Origin of the sequence: Ruegeria sp. HKCCD6604 (assembly GCF_013110635.1) — a bacterium.
GTDB lineage: Bacteria > Pseudomonadota > Alphaproteobacteria > Rhodobacterales > Rhodobacteraceae > Ruegeria.
In genome coordinates, this window is record NZ_WVQW01000001.1 from 715,206 (window position 1) to 732,210 (window position 17,005).

General features: G+C 59.8%; 17 protein-coding genes. 13 read left to right on the forward strand and 4 right to left on the reverse strand.

Annotation, left to right across the window (positions count from 1 at the left end; genetic code table 11):
• Positions 1-25 precede the first annotated feature (25 nt).
• Positions 26-3,400 carry a DUF3971 domain-containing protein gene (locus tag GS614_RS03555; RefSeq protein WP_253285278.1) on the reverse strand — a complete coding sequence of 1,125 codons (3,375 nt, stop codon included), beginning with the start codon at positions 3,398-3,400 and terminating at the stop codon, positions 26-28.
• Between the two features lie 80 nt (positions 3,401-3,480).
• Between GS614_RS03555 and GS614_RS03560 the strand changes: the two genes are divergently transcribed.
• From GS614_RS03560 to aqpZ, 6 genes are all read left to right on the forward strand, one after another.
• Complete coding sequence (locus GS614_RS03560) at positions 3,481-3,942, forward strand: peroxiredoxin (RefSeq protein ID WP_152458292.1); 462 nt, start codon at positions 3,481-3,483, stop codon at positions 3,940-3,942.
• A gap of 60 nt (positions 3,943-4,002) precedes the next feature.
• Complete coding sequence (locus tag GS614_RS03565) at positions 4,003-4,845, forward strand: ferritin-like domain-containing protein (protein WP_171362681.1); 843 nt, start codon at positions 4,003-4,005, stop codon at positions 4,843-4,845.
• A gap of 174 nt (positions 4,846-5,019) precedes the next feature.
• Positions 5,020-6,351: a DUF5930 domain-containing protein gene (locus GS614_RS03570; RefSeq protein WP_171725524.1), complete on the forward strand. Its 1,332-nt coding sequence runs from the start codon at positions 5,020-5,022 to the stop codon at positions 6,349-6,351.
• The gene (locus GS614_RS03575) at positions 6,341-6,841 is read left to right on the forward strand and encodes a polymer-forming cytoskeletal protein (RefSeq protein WP_117868644.1); all 501 of its coding nucleotides are present in this window, start codon (positions 6,341-6,343) and stop codon (positions 6,839-6,841) included. Before GS614_RS03570 ends, GS614_RS03575 begins: the two co-directional genes overlap by 11 nt.
• A 121-nt stretch (positions 6,842-6,962) precedes the next feature.
• Complete coding sequence (locus GS614_RS03580; RefSeq protein ID WP_171725525.1) at positions 6,963-7,772, forward strand: zinc-dependent peptidase; 810 nt, start codon at positions 6,963-6,965, stop codon at positions 7,770-7,772.
• 113 nt (positions 7,773-7,885) lie between these two features.
• Entirely contained in the window at positions 7,886-8,575 is a 690-nt protein-coding gene (gene aqpZ, locus GS614_RS03585) for an aquaporin Z (RefSeq protein ID WP_171167669.1), read from the forward strand.
• A 62-nt stretch (positions 8,576-8,637) separates the two neighbouring features.
• Here the strand turns inward: aqpZ and GS614_RS03590 are convergent, their stop codons facing one another.
• Positions 8,638-9,195, reverse strand: a complete 558-nt coding sequence (locus tag GS614_RS03590; RefSeq protein WP_152458297.1) for a peptidylprolyl isomerase — start codon at positions 9,193-9,195, stop codon at positions 8,638-8,640.
• Positions 9,188-9,694 carry a peptidylprolyl isomerase gene (locus tag GS614_RS03595; RefSeq protein ID WP_152458298.1) on the reverse strand — a complete coding sequence of 169 codons (507 nt, stop codon included), beginning with the start codon at positions 9,692-9,694 and terminating at the stop codon, positions 9,188-9,190. The genes GS614_RS03590 and GS614_RS03595 overlap by 8 nt, the downstream gene beginning before the upstream one ends.
• Positions 9,695-9,827: 133 nt before the next feature.
• Between GS614_RS03595 and pgk the strand changes: the two genes are divergently transcribed.
• The 7 genes from pgk to GS614_RS03630 all read left to right on the forward strand — a co-directional run bounded on the left by pgk (position 9,828) and on the right by GS614_RS03630 (position 16,146).
• On the forward strand, positions 9,828-11,018 hold the full coding sequence (pgk, locus tag GS614_RS03600; protein WP_171725526.1) for a phosphoglycerate kinase: 1,191 nt from the start codon (positions 9,828-9,830) through the stop codon (positions 11,016-11,018).
• 71 nt (positions 11,019-11,089) lie between these two features.
• Entirely contained in the window at positions 11,090-11,434 is a 345-nt protein-coding gene (locus GS614_RS03605; protein ID WP_171725527.1) for a lysozyme inhibitor LprI family protein, read from the forward strand.
• 140 nt (positions 11,435-11,574) lie between these two features.
• On the forward strand, positions 11,575-11,874 hold the full coding sequence (locus tag GS614_RS03610; RefSeq protein ID WP_170343950.1) for a septum formation initiator family protein: 300 nt from the start codon (positions 11,575-11,577) through the stop codon (positions 11,872-11,874).
• A 169-nt stretch (positions 11,875-12,043) separates the two neighbouring features.
• Positions 12,044-13,033: a pyruvate dehydrogenase (acetyl-transferring) E1 component subunit alpha gene (gene pdhA, locus GS614_RS03615; protein ID WP_171328037.1), complete on the forward strand. Its 990-nt coding sequence runs from the start codon at positions 12,044-12,046 to the stop codon at positions 13,031-13,033.
• Positions 13,034-13,048: 15 nt separating this feature from the next.
• Entirely contained in the window at positions 13,049-14,422 is a 1,374-nt protein-coding gene (locus tag GS614_RS03620) for a pyruvate dehydrogenase complex E1 component subunit beta (protein WP_171725528.1), read from the forward strand.
• A gap of 14 nt (positions 14,423-14,436) precedes the next feature.
• Positions 14,437-15,750 (forward strand): pyruvate dehydrogenase complex dihydrolipoamide acetyltransferase, encoded by a 1,314-nt coding sequence (locus GS614_RS03625; RefSeq protein WP_171725529.1) that lies wholly within the window; start codon positions 14,437-14,439, stop codon positions 15,748-15,750.
• Positions 15,751-15,975: 225 nt separating this feature from the next.
• A complete protein-coding gene (locus GS614_RS03630; RefSeq protein ID WP_171231439.1) occupies positions 15,976-16,146 on the forward strand; it encodes a hypothetical protein in 171 nt (56 codons plus the stop codon).
• Positions 16,147-16,150: 4 nt separating this feature from the next.
• On the opposite strand, the gene cysE is transcribed toward GS614_RS03630, so the two are convergent.
• Positions 16,151-16,960, reverse strand: a complete 810-nt coding sequence (gene cysE / locus GS614_RS03635) for a serine O-acetyltransferase (RefSeq protein ID WP_152458304.1) — start codon at positions 16,958-16,960, stop codon at positions 16,151-16,153.
• Positions 16,961-17,005: the final 45 nt, after the last annotated feature.

The window sequence follows — 17,005 nt, forward strand, 5'->3', positions numbered from 1 at the left end:
CTGCATCAGATTCGGCCATATCCTGTCAGCGGTCACTTGGGGATGAGCCAAATGTGCGTTTGGGTTCATCCGGTTTCTGCGGCACTGCGTTCGGACCATCCTGAACTTTGGGTGCCGGGGCGCGCATCAGGTCGCGCAGGAACAGAGGTGCGAGACCGGACAACGGATTTACCGACACTTTGGGCGAGGCAAGCGGGCCGGTCAGAGTGTAGTTGAAGCCAAAGACGCCCTCGCCCTTGCGCGTAAACACGCTGCCAACTGCGTTGAGGAGGTATATGGGCGAGATCGCACCGCGCAGGTTCAGCAATCCGTTCACCGTATCGATGGTGCCATCAAAAGACAGGCCCATCGACGGGCCGACGGCACTGCCGCTTAGCACTTTGATGTCTGTGGGGGTGACACGCATCCGGCTGTCGATTGCTGCAAAAAAGATACCCTGCCCCGCCATTTCATCCAACAGGCCCACAAGGCTGATGGCATTCAGCAAGGCCGCCATGGCCGGGGCGTCGGTAATCCGTGTGTTGGTGATTTTCAGTATCACGTCATAGCTGCCCGGTGCCGTCACAGGTTCGAGCTTGAGATTCATTTCTCCGCCCCGCGCCTGTGTCAGTACTCCGGCCGATCGCAGCGCGGACCCCGCATCTTGCGACGTAAGGTCAACAGCACTTCGGTTCCCTCTGGGGCTGACCTGCCCCCTGACCGGCGCGCCGCCATTGACCTGCGCGGTGAAGTTCCCTTGTATTCCGCCGGTCGTCTGAAATGCGCCCCGGAACCCGGTCAGCGCGACGGTTTCCGTAACCTGTAGGCGATCCAGAGCCACGTCCAGTTTAGGCCCGGCGCCGCCCCCGCCGCCCGATCCGCCGCTTTCGCCGAAATTCGCGCGGCCCATATCAAGGACGCCGCCAAGCACACGGATGTCCGGCATGGCGTTTCCGCGCCCGATCAGCTCTGCCGGGACCGCCAGCCAATCGCCCAGGTCGAAAGAGGTGAAGCGAACCCGGTCATATTCGCCGTTTTCGCGAAACGTAATGGAGGCTGATGTACGCAATCCGGCTGCATTTATGCGCAGGCTATCCACCTTCAACTGCGATCCCAAAGTCGCTTCGGCCGTCAGAGAGCCGGTCGAATTGGCCCCCTTTCTCCAACCAAGTTCGGGTATGGCCAGCGCGACCCCCTGCAAATCGGATGTGACGGATAATTTCGGGGCAACCCCGGCGCCGAGCCCCAACGTGATATCTGCAATCCCTTTGCCGGTCAGCATCCCCGGAGGCAGGCCGGCGCCGATCTCATCCATCAATCGCGGCGACAGCTCGATCTGACCGGTCAGGGTGCTTCGCTGATCCGACTTGCCGCCTATAGGCTGCCGCCAGAGCGCCGTCAGCGGTACATCCCCGAACTGCCCCTGCCCCTGAATCTGAACGCCGGACTGATCACCAGAAAGGTCCAGAAGATCAGCACTAACGTCAAATCCGGGCACCAAGCGGTCACTGAACAGGTTGGCCAACCTTCCGTCGAAATGGAACTCGGTCTCGTCAAACTTGAGACCCTTTTTCAAAGGCAAGGAAAGGGTTCCCGCCAGCGACACCGTTCCTTTCGCTACGTCAACGGGCAACCCCGCCTTGCTGAGCAATTCCAGCGGAGGCCTGTCCAACAACGACAACGCGGCCGTCACGCTGCCTTTGGCCTGAATGCGCGCAATCGCAGGCGCGGATTTCTTGATATCCGTGTCGGGTATGATGAAGGACGTCCCCGACGCATCAACAGCACCGCCGTCATCCGCAATCACAACACCCTGCTGTGCAGTGACCGTGAACCTGCTGTTGATCAGGCTGGCCTGACCCTGCGCCTTTTCGATCGGCGGCAGCGTTTTGACAAACCGAATCTTCGCCTTTTCAAATCCGAAATCCAGATATAGATCCGGTTTCGATCCGGGCAGCAGGCGCAGGGCAAAGTCCATATCCGACAGAACCCCTTCGTACAGGTTTTCGGTCACCCACTCTCGCGGTTTCGGGGCCAGACGTCCGGGCCAGTATCCCAGAACCTTGTCCGACGTCATTTGATCCAGGTGTGCGTCCAGCTTGACGGCCCAGCCATCCGGCCGCCCGGTCAGGACGCCAAAGGCACGCACCGTGTGACCCGGATCTTCAATGGTCATCTGACCCAGATGCAGCTGGAACGGGTTGAGGACCATCTTGAAATCCAGGCTGGCCCGCGAAAGCTGAATAGGTTGCGGGAACAGGTTTGCCGGGTTCACGTTGATACCGGACAGCCGCAACTGTGCAGACAGGCTGTCCAGCACGCCATCTTCTGCACCTTCCAGATACGCCTTTCCGTCAGCCTGAACCTCACCCCAGGCCGAGACCACCGAAACTTCGTTGAAATCCAGAATCTGACCTTTGGGATCATAGGTGAAATAGGTGCGCGCGGATTCGAAGGGAACCGGGCGTGTTTCCGGGTTTGGCTGCACCGCCCCCGCCCCCAGATTCAGCGTGGCGTACAAAGTTCCGATCGCTCCGTTTTCGTCGACACCACCGCGCAAGGCACCCGAGATCGGGGCCCGCAGAACCTGCAACCAGGCAAGGGCAGGCGTTTGGCCCGCGATGTCCTCGGCCGGAAGATCGGTGACCGAGATTCCGAATTGTGCGGCAGGTGTGCCCAGAACGCTTGTATAATTGGCCTCGATGGCACTGACATAGTCACGCCCCGCCAGAACCGAAAACCCGGTTGCCAAGCGCACTTCGTTGCCGCTTCGGTTGGCTTGAATATGCCCACCGTCCAGAATCCAGGACCGCCCCTGCCGAAGATCGCGATAATCCAGTGTGATCGCATCAAGCTCGACCGAGGTCAGCGCCGATAGCGCCAGAGACAGGAAAACCTGATCCGAAGCCTCGATAAGCTGTGCCAGGTTCGGGGCCTCCTGCACCGGTGCGCTGCCGGACCCGACCGTAAGGCTCAGCGCCCCGTCCTTGTCCCGGGTCACGGCGATCTGCGCACCCCTCAGAATTATCCTTTTGGGGCGGACGTGCCCCCGCAACAAGGGGCGCATGGCCAGACTGGCGCGCATGTCGGACACCTGCGCAATTTGCCGACCCTCAGCGTCGCTGATGGCCACATCGGTCAAGCGCAGACGGGGTCGCCATCCCTCGTGAATGATGAAACTCACATCGCCAAACCGGATTTGCAGCCCGCCCAAAGCCTGCTCAAGCCGCGCTTCGACCCTGTCCCGCAGCCAGACGGGTGCGTGCATTCGTTGTCCGACAACCATGAAACCGGTGAACAGCGCCAGAAGTACCAGCACGAAAGTGCCGCGCATGGCCCACAGACCAGCGGCCCGGCGGCGAGACCGACGGCGCGCGGGCTTATCCGGCTGTGCTCCGTCACCGTCTTCGTGCTGCTTCAAATTGCTATCCACGCCTTCCAACCCGCACGCGTTGCCCTATGATATCAGGCAGCCTTTAAAAACCTTTAGCGGAGTTTCCAATGCCCGACGTTTCAGACATCGCCCCTGACTTCACTTTGCCGCGCGACGGCGGCGGCGAGGTGACGCTTTCGGCGTTGCGCGGTAGCACCGTGGTTCTGTTTTTCTACCCCCGCGATGATACGCCGGGCTGCACCAAGGAATCCATCGGTTTCTCGGAACAACTTCAGGCCTTTGCCGATGCGGGCGCTCAAGTTTTCGGCATCTCGCGCGACAGCGTCGCCAAACATGACAAATTCGTCGCCAAGCATGGGCTGACCACACCGCTGTTGTCGGATGAGAGCTCGACCGTCTGTGAAGACTACGGCGTGTGGGTCGAAAAGAACATGTACGGGCGCAAGTCGATGGGGATTGAGCGTTCGACCTTCATCATCGACCCCGAAGGCAAAATTGCCCGCGTTTGGCGCAAGGTCAAAGTTCCCGGCCACGTGGATGAGGTGCTGGAAGCCGTGCGCGCGATGTAACGCCCTCGACCACGGTCGGCATCCGGTTTAAGAGCCACAGGATCAACCAGGCGGAGAATAATGGTGTCCAAATCGCTGACCCAGATGGCGACTGAAGTTCTTGCAACGGCAGAAGGTCGGGAAAAGACCGCCCTGTCCAAACAGCACGCCGCCGCGTGGTTTGCGTCGCGCAAGGGCGACGCGCCTCCGATCGAGATCGGGACGGCGTCACCCCCGCTGCGACCCGCGCGCCCGGAACGGCCAGAACTCCTGTCTCCGCGCGAGGTACCAAAGCGCAAACCGGGCACCGAGGCGGGCCGCATCGCCCTTTTGCACGCCGTGGCGCATATCGAACTGAACGCCGTCGATCTGCATTGGGATATCATTGCCCGCTTTGGCCATGTGCCGATGCCGATCGGGTTTTATGACGATTGGGTAAAATGCGCCGAAGAGGAATCGCGCCATTTCGAGATGGTCTGCGATTGTTTGGAACAAATGGGCAGCCATTATGGCGCCTTGCCCGCCCATGCGGGAATGTGGCGCGCGGCCGAGGACACTGCAGACGACCTGATGGGACGGCTTGCGGTCGTGCCGATGGTTCTCGAAGCGCGTGGTCTGGATGTGACTCCCGGCATGATCGAGATTTTTCGCAAGGCCAAGTCTGAGCAGGCCATCGCGGCACTTGAGGTGATCTATGCCGAAGAAGTCGGCCATGTCGCTTATGGGTCCAAGTGGTTTCACTTCCTGTGCGGCCGGGAAAACACGGACCCCAAGGATGTGTTTCACGCATTGGTACGCCGGTATTTCCACGGCGTCCTCAAACCACCCTTCAACGAGGAAAAACGGGCTGAGGCCGGGTTGCCGCCCGATTTCTACTGGCCGCTGACCGAAGACCTACCCGCGCCCGGCGATATCACCAACTGACGCCTCAACATGCTTTTCGGCAATTTCCCGCCGATCTTTGGGGGGATTTCTACGCAGTTGGCGCCAGACTGATCAACAAACTTGCCCGAACGCTGCCTGCCCTTTATGCAGTCGGCCCAAGGAGCGGCCGGCACTCACAACCGGTCCCGATCTTGGGGATGAGAGGTAGGACGCGTGCGAACACGTCTGGCAATAAAAATACACTCCGCATTTGAACGGTACTTTCCGGAACGCCGGGTTTTTCTGAAGTCTGACAAAGATACACGTTTTATCCGTCTCAGCTCGGAAACGCAGGTGGTCGCGGTGGCCGGTGTTGCCGTCATGGTCGGATGGACCGCGGTCGCAACTGCCATTCTGCTTATGGACAGCATCGGTTCGGGCAACTTCCGGGAACAGGCGAAACGCGACCAGGCAACCTATCAGGAACGATTGAATGTCCTGTCCGCAGAACGCGACGCCCGTGCGCAGGAAGCCCTCGCCGCTCAGGATCGTTTCAACGCCGCACTGGAACAGATATCCGCCATGCAGTCCGAACTGCTGGCCTCGGAAAACCGCCGTCGCGAACTTGAGACGGGGATCGAAGTCATTCAGACCACGCTGCGCACAACCATGAAACAGCGGGAAGATGCGCGGAAGGAACTGGCGGCGCTGAAGCAGGAAAACAGCAACGCTGACATGTACGTAACGGCCTCCAGCGCGCCGGTACAGATGGCCTTCATGACGGACGCTCTGGCGCGTACGGCCGAGGAACGCGATCAGATCGCCGCCGACGCCCGGCAAGCACTGGACCAGCGCGATGATCTTGAGCTGGAAATCCGCCTGATGCAGGAACGCAGCGACGAGATTTTCCGGCAGCTGGAAGAGGCCATGGTGATCTCGGTCGAGCCGCTGGACAAGATGTTCCGTCAGGCGGGAATGCCAACAGACCGTATCATCGAAGAGGTCCGGCGCGGATACAGCGGTATGGGCGGTCCGCTGACCCCTTTATCCCTTAGCACGCGCGGTGAGGTGGACGAGTTGTCCGCCGAGGAAGCCCGCGCGAATACATTGCTGAAACAGATGGATCAGCTGAACCTTTACCGACTTGCGGCGGAAAAGGCCCCCTTTGCCAATCCTGTACATTCGGCCGTGCGTTTCACCAGCGGCTATGGCAGCCGGCGCGACCCCAAAACCGGTGGTCGCCGGATGCATAACGGGGTCGATTTCGCAGGGCCGCAAGGCACGGATATCTTTGCGACCGCAGACGGCGTCGTTACCCATGCAGGCTGGCAATCCGGTTTCGGACGGCTTGTGAAAATCAAGCACGCATTCGGAATTGAGACACTTTACGCTCATAACACCAAGATCAAAGTGAAGGTTGGTCAAAGGGTCTCGCGCGGGGATCATATTGCTGATATGGGTAGCACCGGACGGTCGACCGGCACGCATCTGCACTATGAGGTGCGCGTGAACGGAAAACCCGTAAACCCAATGACTTACATCAAGGCTGCGAGAAATGTTTTCTAAAAGCAAAATCAACGAGCCCGCATCCAAGGCACCCGAGGCGGCCAAACCAGCCGCTCCGGCGACCCCAGCGGCCCCTGCACCGACCGAGTCGAAACCTGCCACTGCACCCAAGCCCAAGCCGCCTGCGTCGGTTTTGTCTTCGGATCTGCACATCACTGGCAATATCAAAACCTCTGGTGACATACAGGTGGAAGGCACAGTCGAAGGCGACATCCGCGCTCACCTTCTGACCATTGGTGAATCGGCAACGATCAAAGGTGAAGTCACCGCAGATGACGTCGTGATCAACGGACGTATCGTGGGTCGCGTACGTGGTCTCAAGGTGCGTCTGACATCGACCGCACGTGTCGAAGGCGACATCATCCACAAGACCATCGCCATCGAAAGCGGAGCGCATTTCGAAGGGTCTGTACAGCGCCAGGACGATCCGCTGAATCCGGGCCGCAGCGCCAAAGCCGGATCGAACCCGGCAGCAGACGTCAAACAATAATTCGACCCTTCAGGTCAGATCGGAAACGCCGCAGGGAGACCAGCGGCGTTTCTTTTTTGCGCCACAGCCTGTACCCGGGAAACTTGTTTTGATCCCGCCGGGATCACGTTAGGGTCGGGTCATGTTGATTTTTCTGACACTTGTTGCGGTGATCGCCGCAGGTCTGGCCTTTTATTTCTGGTCCAAACGACAGGCGCGCCACGTCCTGTTAGCCGCGCCGTTGACTGACAAACAACGGCAGCTTGTCGACACTCAGGTCCCGATCTTGCGGAAACTGCCGCACGGCCTGCGCGCAAAGCTGGAGGGCAAGATCAACCTGTTCCTTGATCAGGTTGAATTCATCGGGTGTGACGGCCTGGACGTTACCGAAGACATGCAACTGTCCATCGCCGCGCAAGCCTGTCTGCTGGTTGTGAATACCGATCTCTGGTATGACAACCTGACCACCATTCTGATCTATCCCAGCGCATTCAAATCCAGACAGAGCCGTCACAGCGGCTATGTCGTCACCGAGAAGGAAATCGTGCGCACAGGGGAAAGCTGGAACCGCGGCCCGGTGATCCTGTCCTGGGCGCATAGCCAGCTCGGGGCCATGAACGATCATGACGGCCAAAATGTTGTGTTTCACGAATTTGCACACCAGATCGACGATCTGACAGGGTCGGCCAACGGAGTGCCCGTACTTAGCGACGACCAAAGCTTTTCAGAATGGGAATCCGCATTCCTGACAGCCTATGACGCGCATGTCCGCGCCGTCGAATCCGGGCAGCCAACCGTAATCGACCCCTATGGCGCGGAAGGGCACGAGGAGTTTTTCGCCGTTTCGGTTGAAGTGTTCTTTGAGCGACCAAAGGCCCTGCGCAGGTCGGACCCGGAGGTTTACAAGCAACTCTCCAAGCTGTTTCACCTGGATCCTGCTCAATGGCACTAAGGGCTTTGCGACCCCTGGTGCGAGGGTGCCGGGAAAATTCCCCGTTCTGCACAATTTAACAAAAGTTAATTTATGAACTACGCTTAAGCGCATTGCATTGTGGAGGAAATTTCATGTCATCAAAACTACTGGCCGAGTTCTTCGGCACCTTCTGGCTGGTTCTCGGAGGTTGCGGCAGTGCCGTATTGGCAGCGGGCGTTGCAGATGTCGGCATTGGGTGGCTTGGCGTTTCCTTCGCCTTCGGCCTGACGGTTCTGACAATGGCTTACACGGTTGGCCATATCTCGGGCGGGCACTTCAATCCGGCGGTCAGCCTGGGCCTGATGATCGGCGGGCGGTTTCCGGCAAAGGATCTGCTGCCCTACTGGATCGCTCAGGTCATCGGCGCCATCGCCGCCGCAGTGGTTCTGTATCTGATCGTCAGCGGTGCGCCCGACTTCGCCGGCGTCGGGGGATTTGCGTCCAACGGATATGGTGAGGCCTCACCCGGCGGGTATTCTTTGATGTCGGCTCTGGTAATCGAGATCGTGATGACCGCTTTCTTCATTCTGATCATCCTGGGTGCAACCTCGGACAAGGCGCCGGCTGGTTTCGCCCCCATCGCAATTGGTCTGGCCTTGACCCTGATCCACCTGGTATCAATTCCGGTCACCAACACTTCGGTCAACCCGGCCCGGTCCACAGGCGTCGCCCTGTTTGCCGACGGCCCTGCCCTGTCACAGCTGTGGCTGTTCTGGGTGGCCCCGCTGATCGGCGGCGCGATCGGTGCTGTCATCTGGAAAGCGATGTCACAAGACGATTGAGTTTCGTTCAATCGACCATAAGGAACAGCCCGGCGCTCTTTGGAACGCCGGGCTGTTTCGGTTCATTCGGTGACGGTGACTTTTTTCATTACGTCGGGCTGTCCCGTAACCGCTCCGGTCTGGGAATGCCCCCGTTTGATTGCATCCACCACGTCCATCCCGTCGGTCACCTGACCGACCACGGTGTACTGGCCATCCAGAAACGGGCCGGGTTCGAACATGATAAAGAACTGCGAATTGGCTGAATCCGGGTTTTGCGACCGGGCCATGCCGACCACGCCACGATCAAACGTCAGATCAGAAAACTCAGCCGGCAGATCCGGGCGGTCTGACCCACCACGCCCGGCATACCGCATGTCAAAGCCGTTCGCGGTGGAATTGCCGTATTGAACATCGCCGGTCTGGGCCATGAAACCTTCGATCACGCGGTGGAACACCACACCATCATACTTGCCGTCCGCAGCCAGTACCGTGATCTGTTCCACGTGCTTCGGCGCGACATCTTCGAACAGATCGATGGAGATCGTGCCATTGGCCCCTTCCCCTTCGACCTCGATCTGCAAACCGCTGGCCAGCGCCGGGCTTGCCAGCAAGGCAAAGGTGGCGGCAAGCTTATACATCTGCGGCCACCTTGACGCTGATCATGCGGTCGGGGTTCGCAGGCGGCTCGCCACGAACGATCGCGTCCACATGCTCCATGCCTTCGATGACGCGGCCATAAACGGTGTACTGACCGTTCAGGAAGTGGTTGTCCTTGAAGTTGATGAAGAACTGAGAGTTGGCCGAATCCGGGTTCTGCGACCGGGCCGCGCCCAGCGTACCGCGATCATGGGGCAACTTGGAGAACTCTGCCGGTACGTTCGGCAGCGACGAACCGCCGGTCCCCGCCATACGCAGGTTGAACCCATCTTCCATGTCGCCATGCTGCACGTCACCGGTTTGGGCCATGAAGCCGTCGATCACTCGGTGAAAGGCCACGTTGTCGTATTCTCCGCTGCGGGCCAGTTCTTTCATCCGCGCGCTGTGCAAAGGCGCCACATCCGGCAGCAGCTCGATGACGACATTGCCGTCTTTCAGCTCGATGATGATCGTGTTTTCGGGATCCTTGATCTCGGCCATGAGGCCCTCCTGTCGTTTATCTTGCGCAAATACCTATGACGCACGCGTACGAATGCCAAGTGACGCATTGACCTGAGGGCAAATTGCAGGAAAAGAACCGCCTAAATCATTTGCCAATGACAAGGATCGCACAATGGGCTGGAAAACACTGGACGATATGGACCTGAACGGCAAACGCGTACTTGTGCGTGTGGATATCAACGTGCCCGTGGTTGACGGTGTCGTGACCGACGTCACCCGCATCCAGAGAATCGTGCCGACGGTGCGCGACATTCTGGCCGCTGGCGGCAAACCGATCCTTCTGGCCCATTTCGGTCGCCCCGGAGGCGAGCGGCGCGAGAACCTGTCGCTCAAGCAACTGGTTCCGACCCTCGAAAGCGCTTTTGACGCCAAAGTCCTGTTTGCTGCCGACTGTGTCGGAACCGAGGCCGAACTGGCGGCGCAGGCGTTGCAGCCCGGCCAGGTGCTGTTACTTGAGAACACGCGTTTTCACGCTGCGGAAACCAAGAACGATGCTGATCTGGCCGCAGGTATGGCCAGGCTGGGCGACGTATACTGCAACGACGCGTTTTCAGCGGCGCACCGGGCCCACAGCTCGACCGAGGCCATCGCGCGCCTGCTGCCCGCTTGTGCCGGTCGTTTGATGCAGGCCGAGTTGCAGGCACTGGAAAGCGCGTTGGGCGCGCCCAAACGCCCGGTAACCGCAGTTGTGGGCGGCGCCAAGGTCTCGACCAAGCTGGAACTGCTGGGCAACCTGATCGACAAGGTCGATTATCTGGTGATCGGTGGAGGCATGGCGAATACATTCCTCGTCGCACAGGGCATCAGTGTTGGTAAATCACTGGCCGAAACCGCGATGAAAGACACCGCCACCGAAATCCTCGCCAAAGCCAAAGGCACCGGCTGTCAGATCGTTCTGCCGCGTGACGTCGTGGTGGCCGAAACGTTTGAAGCCAACGCCCCTCATCAGGTCCTGCCCGCAGATCAATGCCCCGAGGATGGCATGATCCTGGACGCTGGCCCCGAAAGCGTGGCCGCGATCATCGAGATATTCGACAAAAGCAAAACCCTGATCTGGAACGGTCCGCTGGGTGCGTTCGAACTGGAACCGTTTGACGCCGCCACCAACGCCGCCGCCTTGAAGGCGGCCGCGCTCAGCCGTTCGGGCCAGCTGATCTCGGTCGCCGGGGGTGGAGACACGGTCGCGGCCCTGAATGCGTCGGGTGCCGCCAAGGACTTCACCTACATCTCGACCGCAGGTGGTGCATTCCTGGAATGGATGGAAGGCAAGACGCTGCCCGGTGTCGCGGCGCTGGATCAATAGGCGTCACTTACCGTTTTTGATCGCCTGATAGGGTTCATGGTATTATCCCCTTTTGAACGGGGGATTTTACCGTGAAGCCAATTTACCTTCTTGTCCTTTCCATCCTGCCCTGCTCTGCCGCAGCTCAAACCAGTTGCGGCGGCCAGACCCAACTTGACGCCAATTTCTGCGCCAAAGAACAATGGGAAATCGCTGATCGCGAACTCAACCGGCTGTGGGCACAGATCAAACCCGCAGCCGATGCGCGCGGCGACGGTGATGCTCTTTTGACCGAACAACGCGCCTGGCTGAAAGCCCGAGACGCAACCTGCGAAAAAGAACTGTCGGGCGGCGGCAGCGCTGCCCCGATGTTCTACTGGACCTGCATGAAAGAGCAGACCGAGGCACGAAACCAGGCGCTGCAAGCGTGGCGCTGACCTGTACCAGAGCGCGCATAAAATACTGATGAAAAAATCGAATCAGGGGATTCACAACCCGAATCACCTGTGACATAGTGCGTTCAGATGTCCGCAAAGGGCACGTTTTTGAGGCAAGTTTTCATACGGCGGTAAACAGAGTGTCCCGTTCCCATCGGCCCGGTTTGGGCTCAATCGTCTTCTTCTCGGTGGCTTTCATGCTTGGTGTGTATTTCACCTTTGCCGCCGTGCAGGGTGACTATGGCCTGTTTCGGCGGGTCGAAATCGCTGCGGAACGGGACGCCCTGTCACACGACCTGGAAAAACTGAATGCCCAAATCGCCGAATTGGAAAACCTGACCCGCCGCCTGTCTGATACCTATCTGGATCTCGACCTGCTCGATCAGCAGGCGCGTTCGGTTCTTGGCATGATCCGGGCGGATGAAATCGTGATCCGCTGATCCTTTTCGGGTGCCGCAATTCTTCGATACATCGTTGCACCGCTTTGCATTTCAGCACCGCCGCGCCCGCGCGGACGCTGCGTCACATTTCCCCTCGCCAGAAAGCCCCAAATGCTTTATGAGATAGTTTAACGCTAAACTATCTTGCCGAAAGGGGGAGATCGCCACTATGGCTGCGCGAAAAACCACAAAGAAACCAAATGTTTCTGCGGAAGAACTCAAGACATACTACCGCGAGATGCTTCTGATCCGTCGATTCGAGGAAAAGGCGGGCCAACTTTACGGCATGGGTCTGATCGGCGGGTTCTGCCACCTTTACATCGGACAAGAGGCGGTTGTTGTTGGGCTCGAAGCGGCAGCTCAGGACGGCGACAAGCGGATCACCTCTTATCGGGACCACGGCCATATGCTGGCCTGTGGCATGGACCCAGGCGGCGTGATGGCCGAACTGACCGGGCGCGAAGGCGGCCTGTCCAAGGGCAAGGGCGGTTCGATGCACATGTTCTCGAAAGAGAAGCATTTCTATGGTGGCCATGGCATCGTTGGCGCGCAGGTTCCGCTGGGTGCCGGTCTGGCCTTCGCCGACAAGTACAAGGAAACCGGCGGCGTGACCTTTACCTATTTCGGCGACGGTGCCGCAAACCAGGGTCAGGTCTATGAGACGTTCAACATGGCCGCCCTGTGGGATCTTCCCGTGGTTTTCGTGATCGAGAACAACCAATACGCCATGGGCACAGCGCAGGCGCGCTCGACCTCGTCACCTGATATCTATGTGCGCGGCGAAGCGTTCGGCATTCCCGGCGAGATCGTCAACGGTATGGATGTGCTGGCCGTCAAAGCTGCTGGTGAAAAGGCCGTTGCCCACTGCCGCGCCGGCAAGGGCCCGTACATTCTTGAGGTAAAGACCTACCGCTATCGCGGCCACTCGATGTCTGACCCGGCCAAGTACCGCACCCGCGAAGAGGTTCAGAAAGTCCGCGAACAAAGCGACCCGATCGAACATGTGCGCGAGTTGCTGCTGACCGGCAAACACGCGACCGAGGATGACCTGAAGGCGATCGACAAGGAAATCAAAGAGATCGTGAACCAAGCCGCCGAATTCTCGAAAGAAAGCCCCGAGCCCGCCGTTGAAGAGCTCTGGACCGACATTTACGCCTGAGAGGACGAATAAGACATGGCAACCGAAATTTTCATGCCCGCCCTTTCGCCCACGATGGAAGAGGGCACGCTGGCCAAATGGCTGGTCAAGGAAGGCGACACCGTATCAAGCGGTGACATCCTGGCCGAAATCGAGACCGACAAGGCGACAATGGAATTTGAAGCTGTCGACGAGGGCATCGTCGGCAAGATCCTGATCGCCGAAGGCACCGAAGGGGTCAAAGTGAACACCCCGATTGCGGTTCTGGTCGAGGAAGGCGAAGACGCCTCGGCCGTGACCGCGGCTGCACCGGCAGCCGCAGCGGTGGCCGAAGCCGCCCCGGCGGCGGTCGAGGCCCCCGCTCCTGCCGCTGCGGCCCCCGCTGCGCCGGTAGTCGACCTGTCGCCCGACTGGCCGGCAGATGCCGAGATGAAATCCGAAACCGTTCGCGAAGCTCTGCGTGACGCGATGGCCGAAGAAATGCGCAACGACGAAGACGTCTATCTGATGGGCGAGGAAGTCGCGGAGTATCAGGGCGCATACAAGATTTCCCAGGGTCTGCTGGACGAATTCGGCCCCAAGCGCGTGATCGATACACCAATCACCGAACATGGTTTCGCCGGTATCGCCGTCGGGTCGGCCTTTGGCGGGCTGAAACCGATCGTCGAGTTCATGACGTTCAACTTCGCGATGCAGGCGATCGACCAGATCATCAACTCGGCCGCCAAGACGCTGTACATGTCCGGCGGTCAGATGGGTTGTCCGATCGTCTTCCGCGGCCCCAACGGCGCCGCCGCGCGCGTGGCTGCCCAGCACAGCCAGGACTATGCCGCCTGGTACATGCAGATCCCCGGCCTGAAGGTGGTGATGCCCTATTCCGCAGCCGACGCCAAGGGCCTGCTGAAATCGGCCATCCGCGACCCCAACCCGGTGATCTTCCTGGAAAACGAAATCCTCTATGGTCGCACTTTCGACATGCCACAGGTCGATGACCTGACCGTGCCGCTGGGCAAGGCGCGCATCTGGCGCGAAGGCTCGGACGTGACCATCGTCAGCTTCGGTATCGGCATGCAATACGCGCTGGAAGCCGCCGACAGGCTGGCCGAAGACGGCATCAGCGCCGAGGTGATTGACCTGCGCACCATCCGTCCGATGGATACCGGTGCGATCATCAACTCGGTGATGAAAACCAACCGTCTGGTGACCGTGGAAGAAGGCTGGCCGCAAGGTTCGGTCGGCAGCTACATCTCATCCGTCGTGATGCAGGAAGCATTCGATTATCTCGACGCGCCGGTCATCAACTGCACCGGCAAGGATGTTCCGATGCCCTACGCCGCGAACCTCGAAAAGCTGGCCCTGATCACTACGGACGAGGTGATCGAAGCCGTGAAACAAGTGACCTACCGGTAAGGAGCGACAGACAGATGCCCACCGAAATTCTGATGCCCGCCCTTTCACCGACCATGGAGGAAGGCACGCTTGCAAAATGGCTGATCAAGGAAGGCGACACCGTCTCCTCCGGCGATTTGCTGGCCGAGATCGAAACCGACAAGGCCACAATGGAGTTCGAAGCCGTCGATGAAGGCATCGTCGGCAAGATCCTGATCCCCGAAGGTACCGAAGGGGTCAAAGTCAACACCGCCATCGCGATTTTGCTGGAAGATGGCGAAAGCGCCGATGACATCGCCGCGGCCCCGGCCAAAGCCCCGGAGGCTGCCCCCGCGGCCGACGCGGGCAACGAGGCCGCCGCCCCTGCGGCGTCCGAGGCGCCCGCCCCTGCCCCTGCGCCGGCCGCTCCGGTCAAGGCGGATGGCGGTCGTATCTTTGCTTCCCCTCTAGCCCGACGGATCGCTGCGCAGAAAGGCCTCGATCTGGCACAGATCACAGGCTCTGGCCCGCATGGCCGCATCGTCAAGGCGGATGTCGAGGGCGCGACGGCCACTGCGACGCCCCCTGCCCCGGCAGCCGCCGCGGCCGCGCCTGCGACCGCACCGGCGGCGGCCTCTGGACCGTCCGCCGATATGGTCGCGCGGATGTATGAGGGCCGCGAGTACGAAGAAATTCAGCTCGACGGTATGCGGAAAACCATCGCTGCGCGTCTGGGCGAGGCCAAACAGACCATCCCGCATTTCTACCTGCGCCGCGACATCAAGCTGGACGCGCTGCTGAAGTTCCGCAGCCAGTTGAACAAGCAGTTGGAAGGCCGTGGCGTGAAGTTGAGCGTCAACGACTTCATCATCAAGGCCGTCGCCAACGCGCTTCAGCAGGTTCCAGCCTGCAACGCCGTCTGGGCGGGCGACCGCGTGCTGCAACTCAAGCCTTCGGACGTGGCAGTAGCGGTCGCGATCGAGGGCGGGTTGTTCACCCCGGTTCTTCAGGACGCCGACATGAAATCTCTGTCGGCGCTTTCGACCGAGATGAAGGATCTCGCCGCCCGCGCCCGCGAGCGCAAGCTGGCACCGCACGAGTATCAGGGCGGCACGTTTGCCATCTCGAACCTCGGTATGTTCGGCATCGACAATTTCGACGCCATCGTGAACCCGCCTCATGCCGGCATTCTGGCGGTGGGCACCGGCGTGAAAAAGCCCGTTGTCGGGGATGATGGAGAACTGACGGTGGCGACCGTAATGTCTGTTACCATGTCCGTCGATCACCGCGTCATCGACGGCGCGCTGGGGGCAGAACTGCTCAAGGCTATTGTCGACAACCTGGAAAACCCGATGGTCATGCTGGCCTGACGACCCGAATGATGCCCGTGCCCCGGACAGCCGGAGCGCGGGCAGCCTCAAGTGTTTGCACTGAATTGAACTTGCGTGATCGGGGCACCGATTGCCCGATGTATCCAAACGCCCCACTTCCTTCCTTTAGAAGCAGACGGAAGGCAGGTGCGCGATGCTCTCAAGAAATCTCATTCTCGGCCTACTGTTTTGGCGATACCCGCAGCCACGGCACCTGAATGTGCCATGGCAAAGCCCAACGGCTATCCGGGTGAGCATTCAAAGTTCAAGCCAAACGATCCGGCCGCGATTGCCCGGCACAAAGCCGCACAGGACAGACGGCAGGAGCTTCGCAAACAAAAACGGGAAGAACGGCGGCGCAAGCGGTTGGACAAACGCGCCAACCGCTCCCGCTGAGCTGTTACTGATCCTTGCCCAGCATATGATCCATCGAGATCGAAGGCTGGTCGCACCCGGCTTCCCCCACGATCTTGGCGGGGATACCGGCGACGGTCTTGCAGGGCGGCACCTCTTGCAGCACCACCGAACCGGCCGCGATGCGGCTGCAATGGCCAATGGTGATATTGCCCAGCACCTTGGCCCCGGCCCCGATCAGAACACCGTCTCCGATTTTTGGATGGCGGTCTTCTTCTTCCTTGCCGGTTCCGCCCAGTGTCACCGAGTGCAGCATCGACACGTTGTCGCCCACCACTGCCGTCTCGCCAATCACGATGGAATGGGCATGGTCGATCATGATGCCCTTGCCGATTTTGGCTGCCGGGTGAATGTCGATCCCGAAAATCTCGGATGAGCGCATCTGGAAGAAATAGGCCAGATCATAGCGCCCCTTGCGCCACAACCAATGGGCCACGCGATAGGCCTGCATGGCCTGGTACCCTTTGAAATACAGGATCGGCTGCAACAGCCGATGACAGGCCGGGTCACGTTCGTAAACGGCCATAAGGTCCGCCCGAGCAGCTTCGAGCAAACCCGGATCGTCGGCATATGCCTCATCCACGATTTCACGCAGAACCATCATCGACATTTCGTTCGAGCACAGCTTCGCCGCCACCCGATATGAAAGCGCGCGTTCAAGGCTGCGGTGATGCAGGATACAGGCGTGCACGAGCCCCCCCATGAGGGGCTCTTTCTCGACGGCAGCATGGGCCTCGGATGTGATACGGGTCCAGACCGGATCAACCGGTGTCACATGGCTGCGCTTTTCGAACATGGCTTTGATCCTTTGCTGCGCCTAGAATGCCATTTAGTGGCAAAA

Bases quoted from the DNA above. Each gene is read 5' to 3' on its own strand.
- GS614_RS03560 (WP_152458292.1), top strand. From the start codon at position 3,481: ATGCCCGACGTTTCAGACATCGCCCCTGACTTCACTTTGCCGCGCGAC.
- GS614_RS03565 (WP_171362681.1), top strand. From the start codon at position 4,003: ATGGTGTCCAAATCGCTGACCCAGATGGCGACTGAAGTTCTTGCAACG.
- GS614_RS03575 (WP_117868644.1), top strand. From the start codon at position 6,341: ATGTTTTCTAAAAGCAAAATCAACGAGCCCGCATCCAAGGCACCCGAG.
- GS614_RS03580 (WP_171725525.1), top strand. From the start codon at position 6,963: ATGTTGATTTTTCTGACACTTGTTGCGGTGATCGCCGCAGGTCTGGCC.
- aqpZ (WP_171167669.1), top strand. From the start codon at position 7,886: ATGTCATCAAAACTACTGGCCGAGTTCTTCGGCACCTTCTGGCTGGTT.
- GS614_RS03590 (WP_152458297.1), bottom strand. From the start codon at position 9,195: ATGTATAAGCTTGCCGCCACCTTTGCCTTGCTGGCAAGCCCGGCGCTG.
- GS614_RS03595 (WP_152458298.1), bottom strand. From the start codon at position 9,694: ATGGCCGAGATCAAGGATCCCGAAAACACGATCATCATCGAGCTGAAA.
- pgk (WP_171725526.1), top strand. From the start codon at position 9,828: ATGGGCTGGAAAACACTGGACGATATGGACCTGAACGGCAAACGCGTA.
- pdhA (WP_171328037.1), top strand. From the start codon at position 12,044: ATGGCTGCGCGAAAAACCACAAAGAAACCAAATGTTTCTGCGGAAGAA.
- GS614_RS03620 (WP_171725528.1), top strand. From the start codon at position 13,049: ATGGCAACCGAAATTTTCATGCCCGCCCTTTCGCCCACGATGGAAGAG.
- GS614_RS03625 (WP_171725529.1), top strand. From the start codon at position 14,437: ATGCCCACCGAAATTCTGATGCCCGCCCTTTCACCGACCATGGAGGAA.
- GS614_RS03630 (WP_171231439.1), top strand. From the start codon at position 15,976: ATGGCAAAGCCCAACGGCTATCCGGGTGAGCATTCAAAGTTCAAGCCA.
- cysE (WP_152458304.1), bottom strand. From the start codon at position 16,960: ATGTTCGAAAAGCGCAGCCATGTGACACCGGTTGATCCGGTCTGGACC.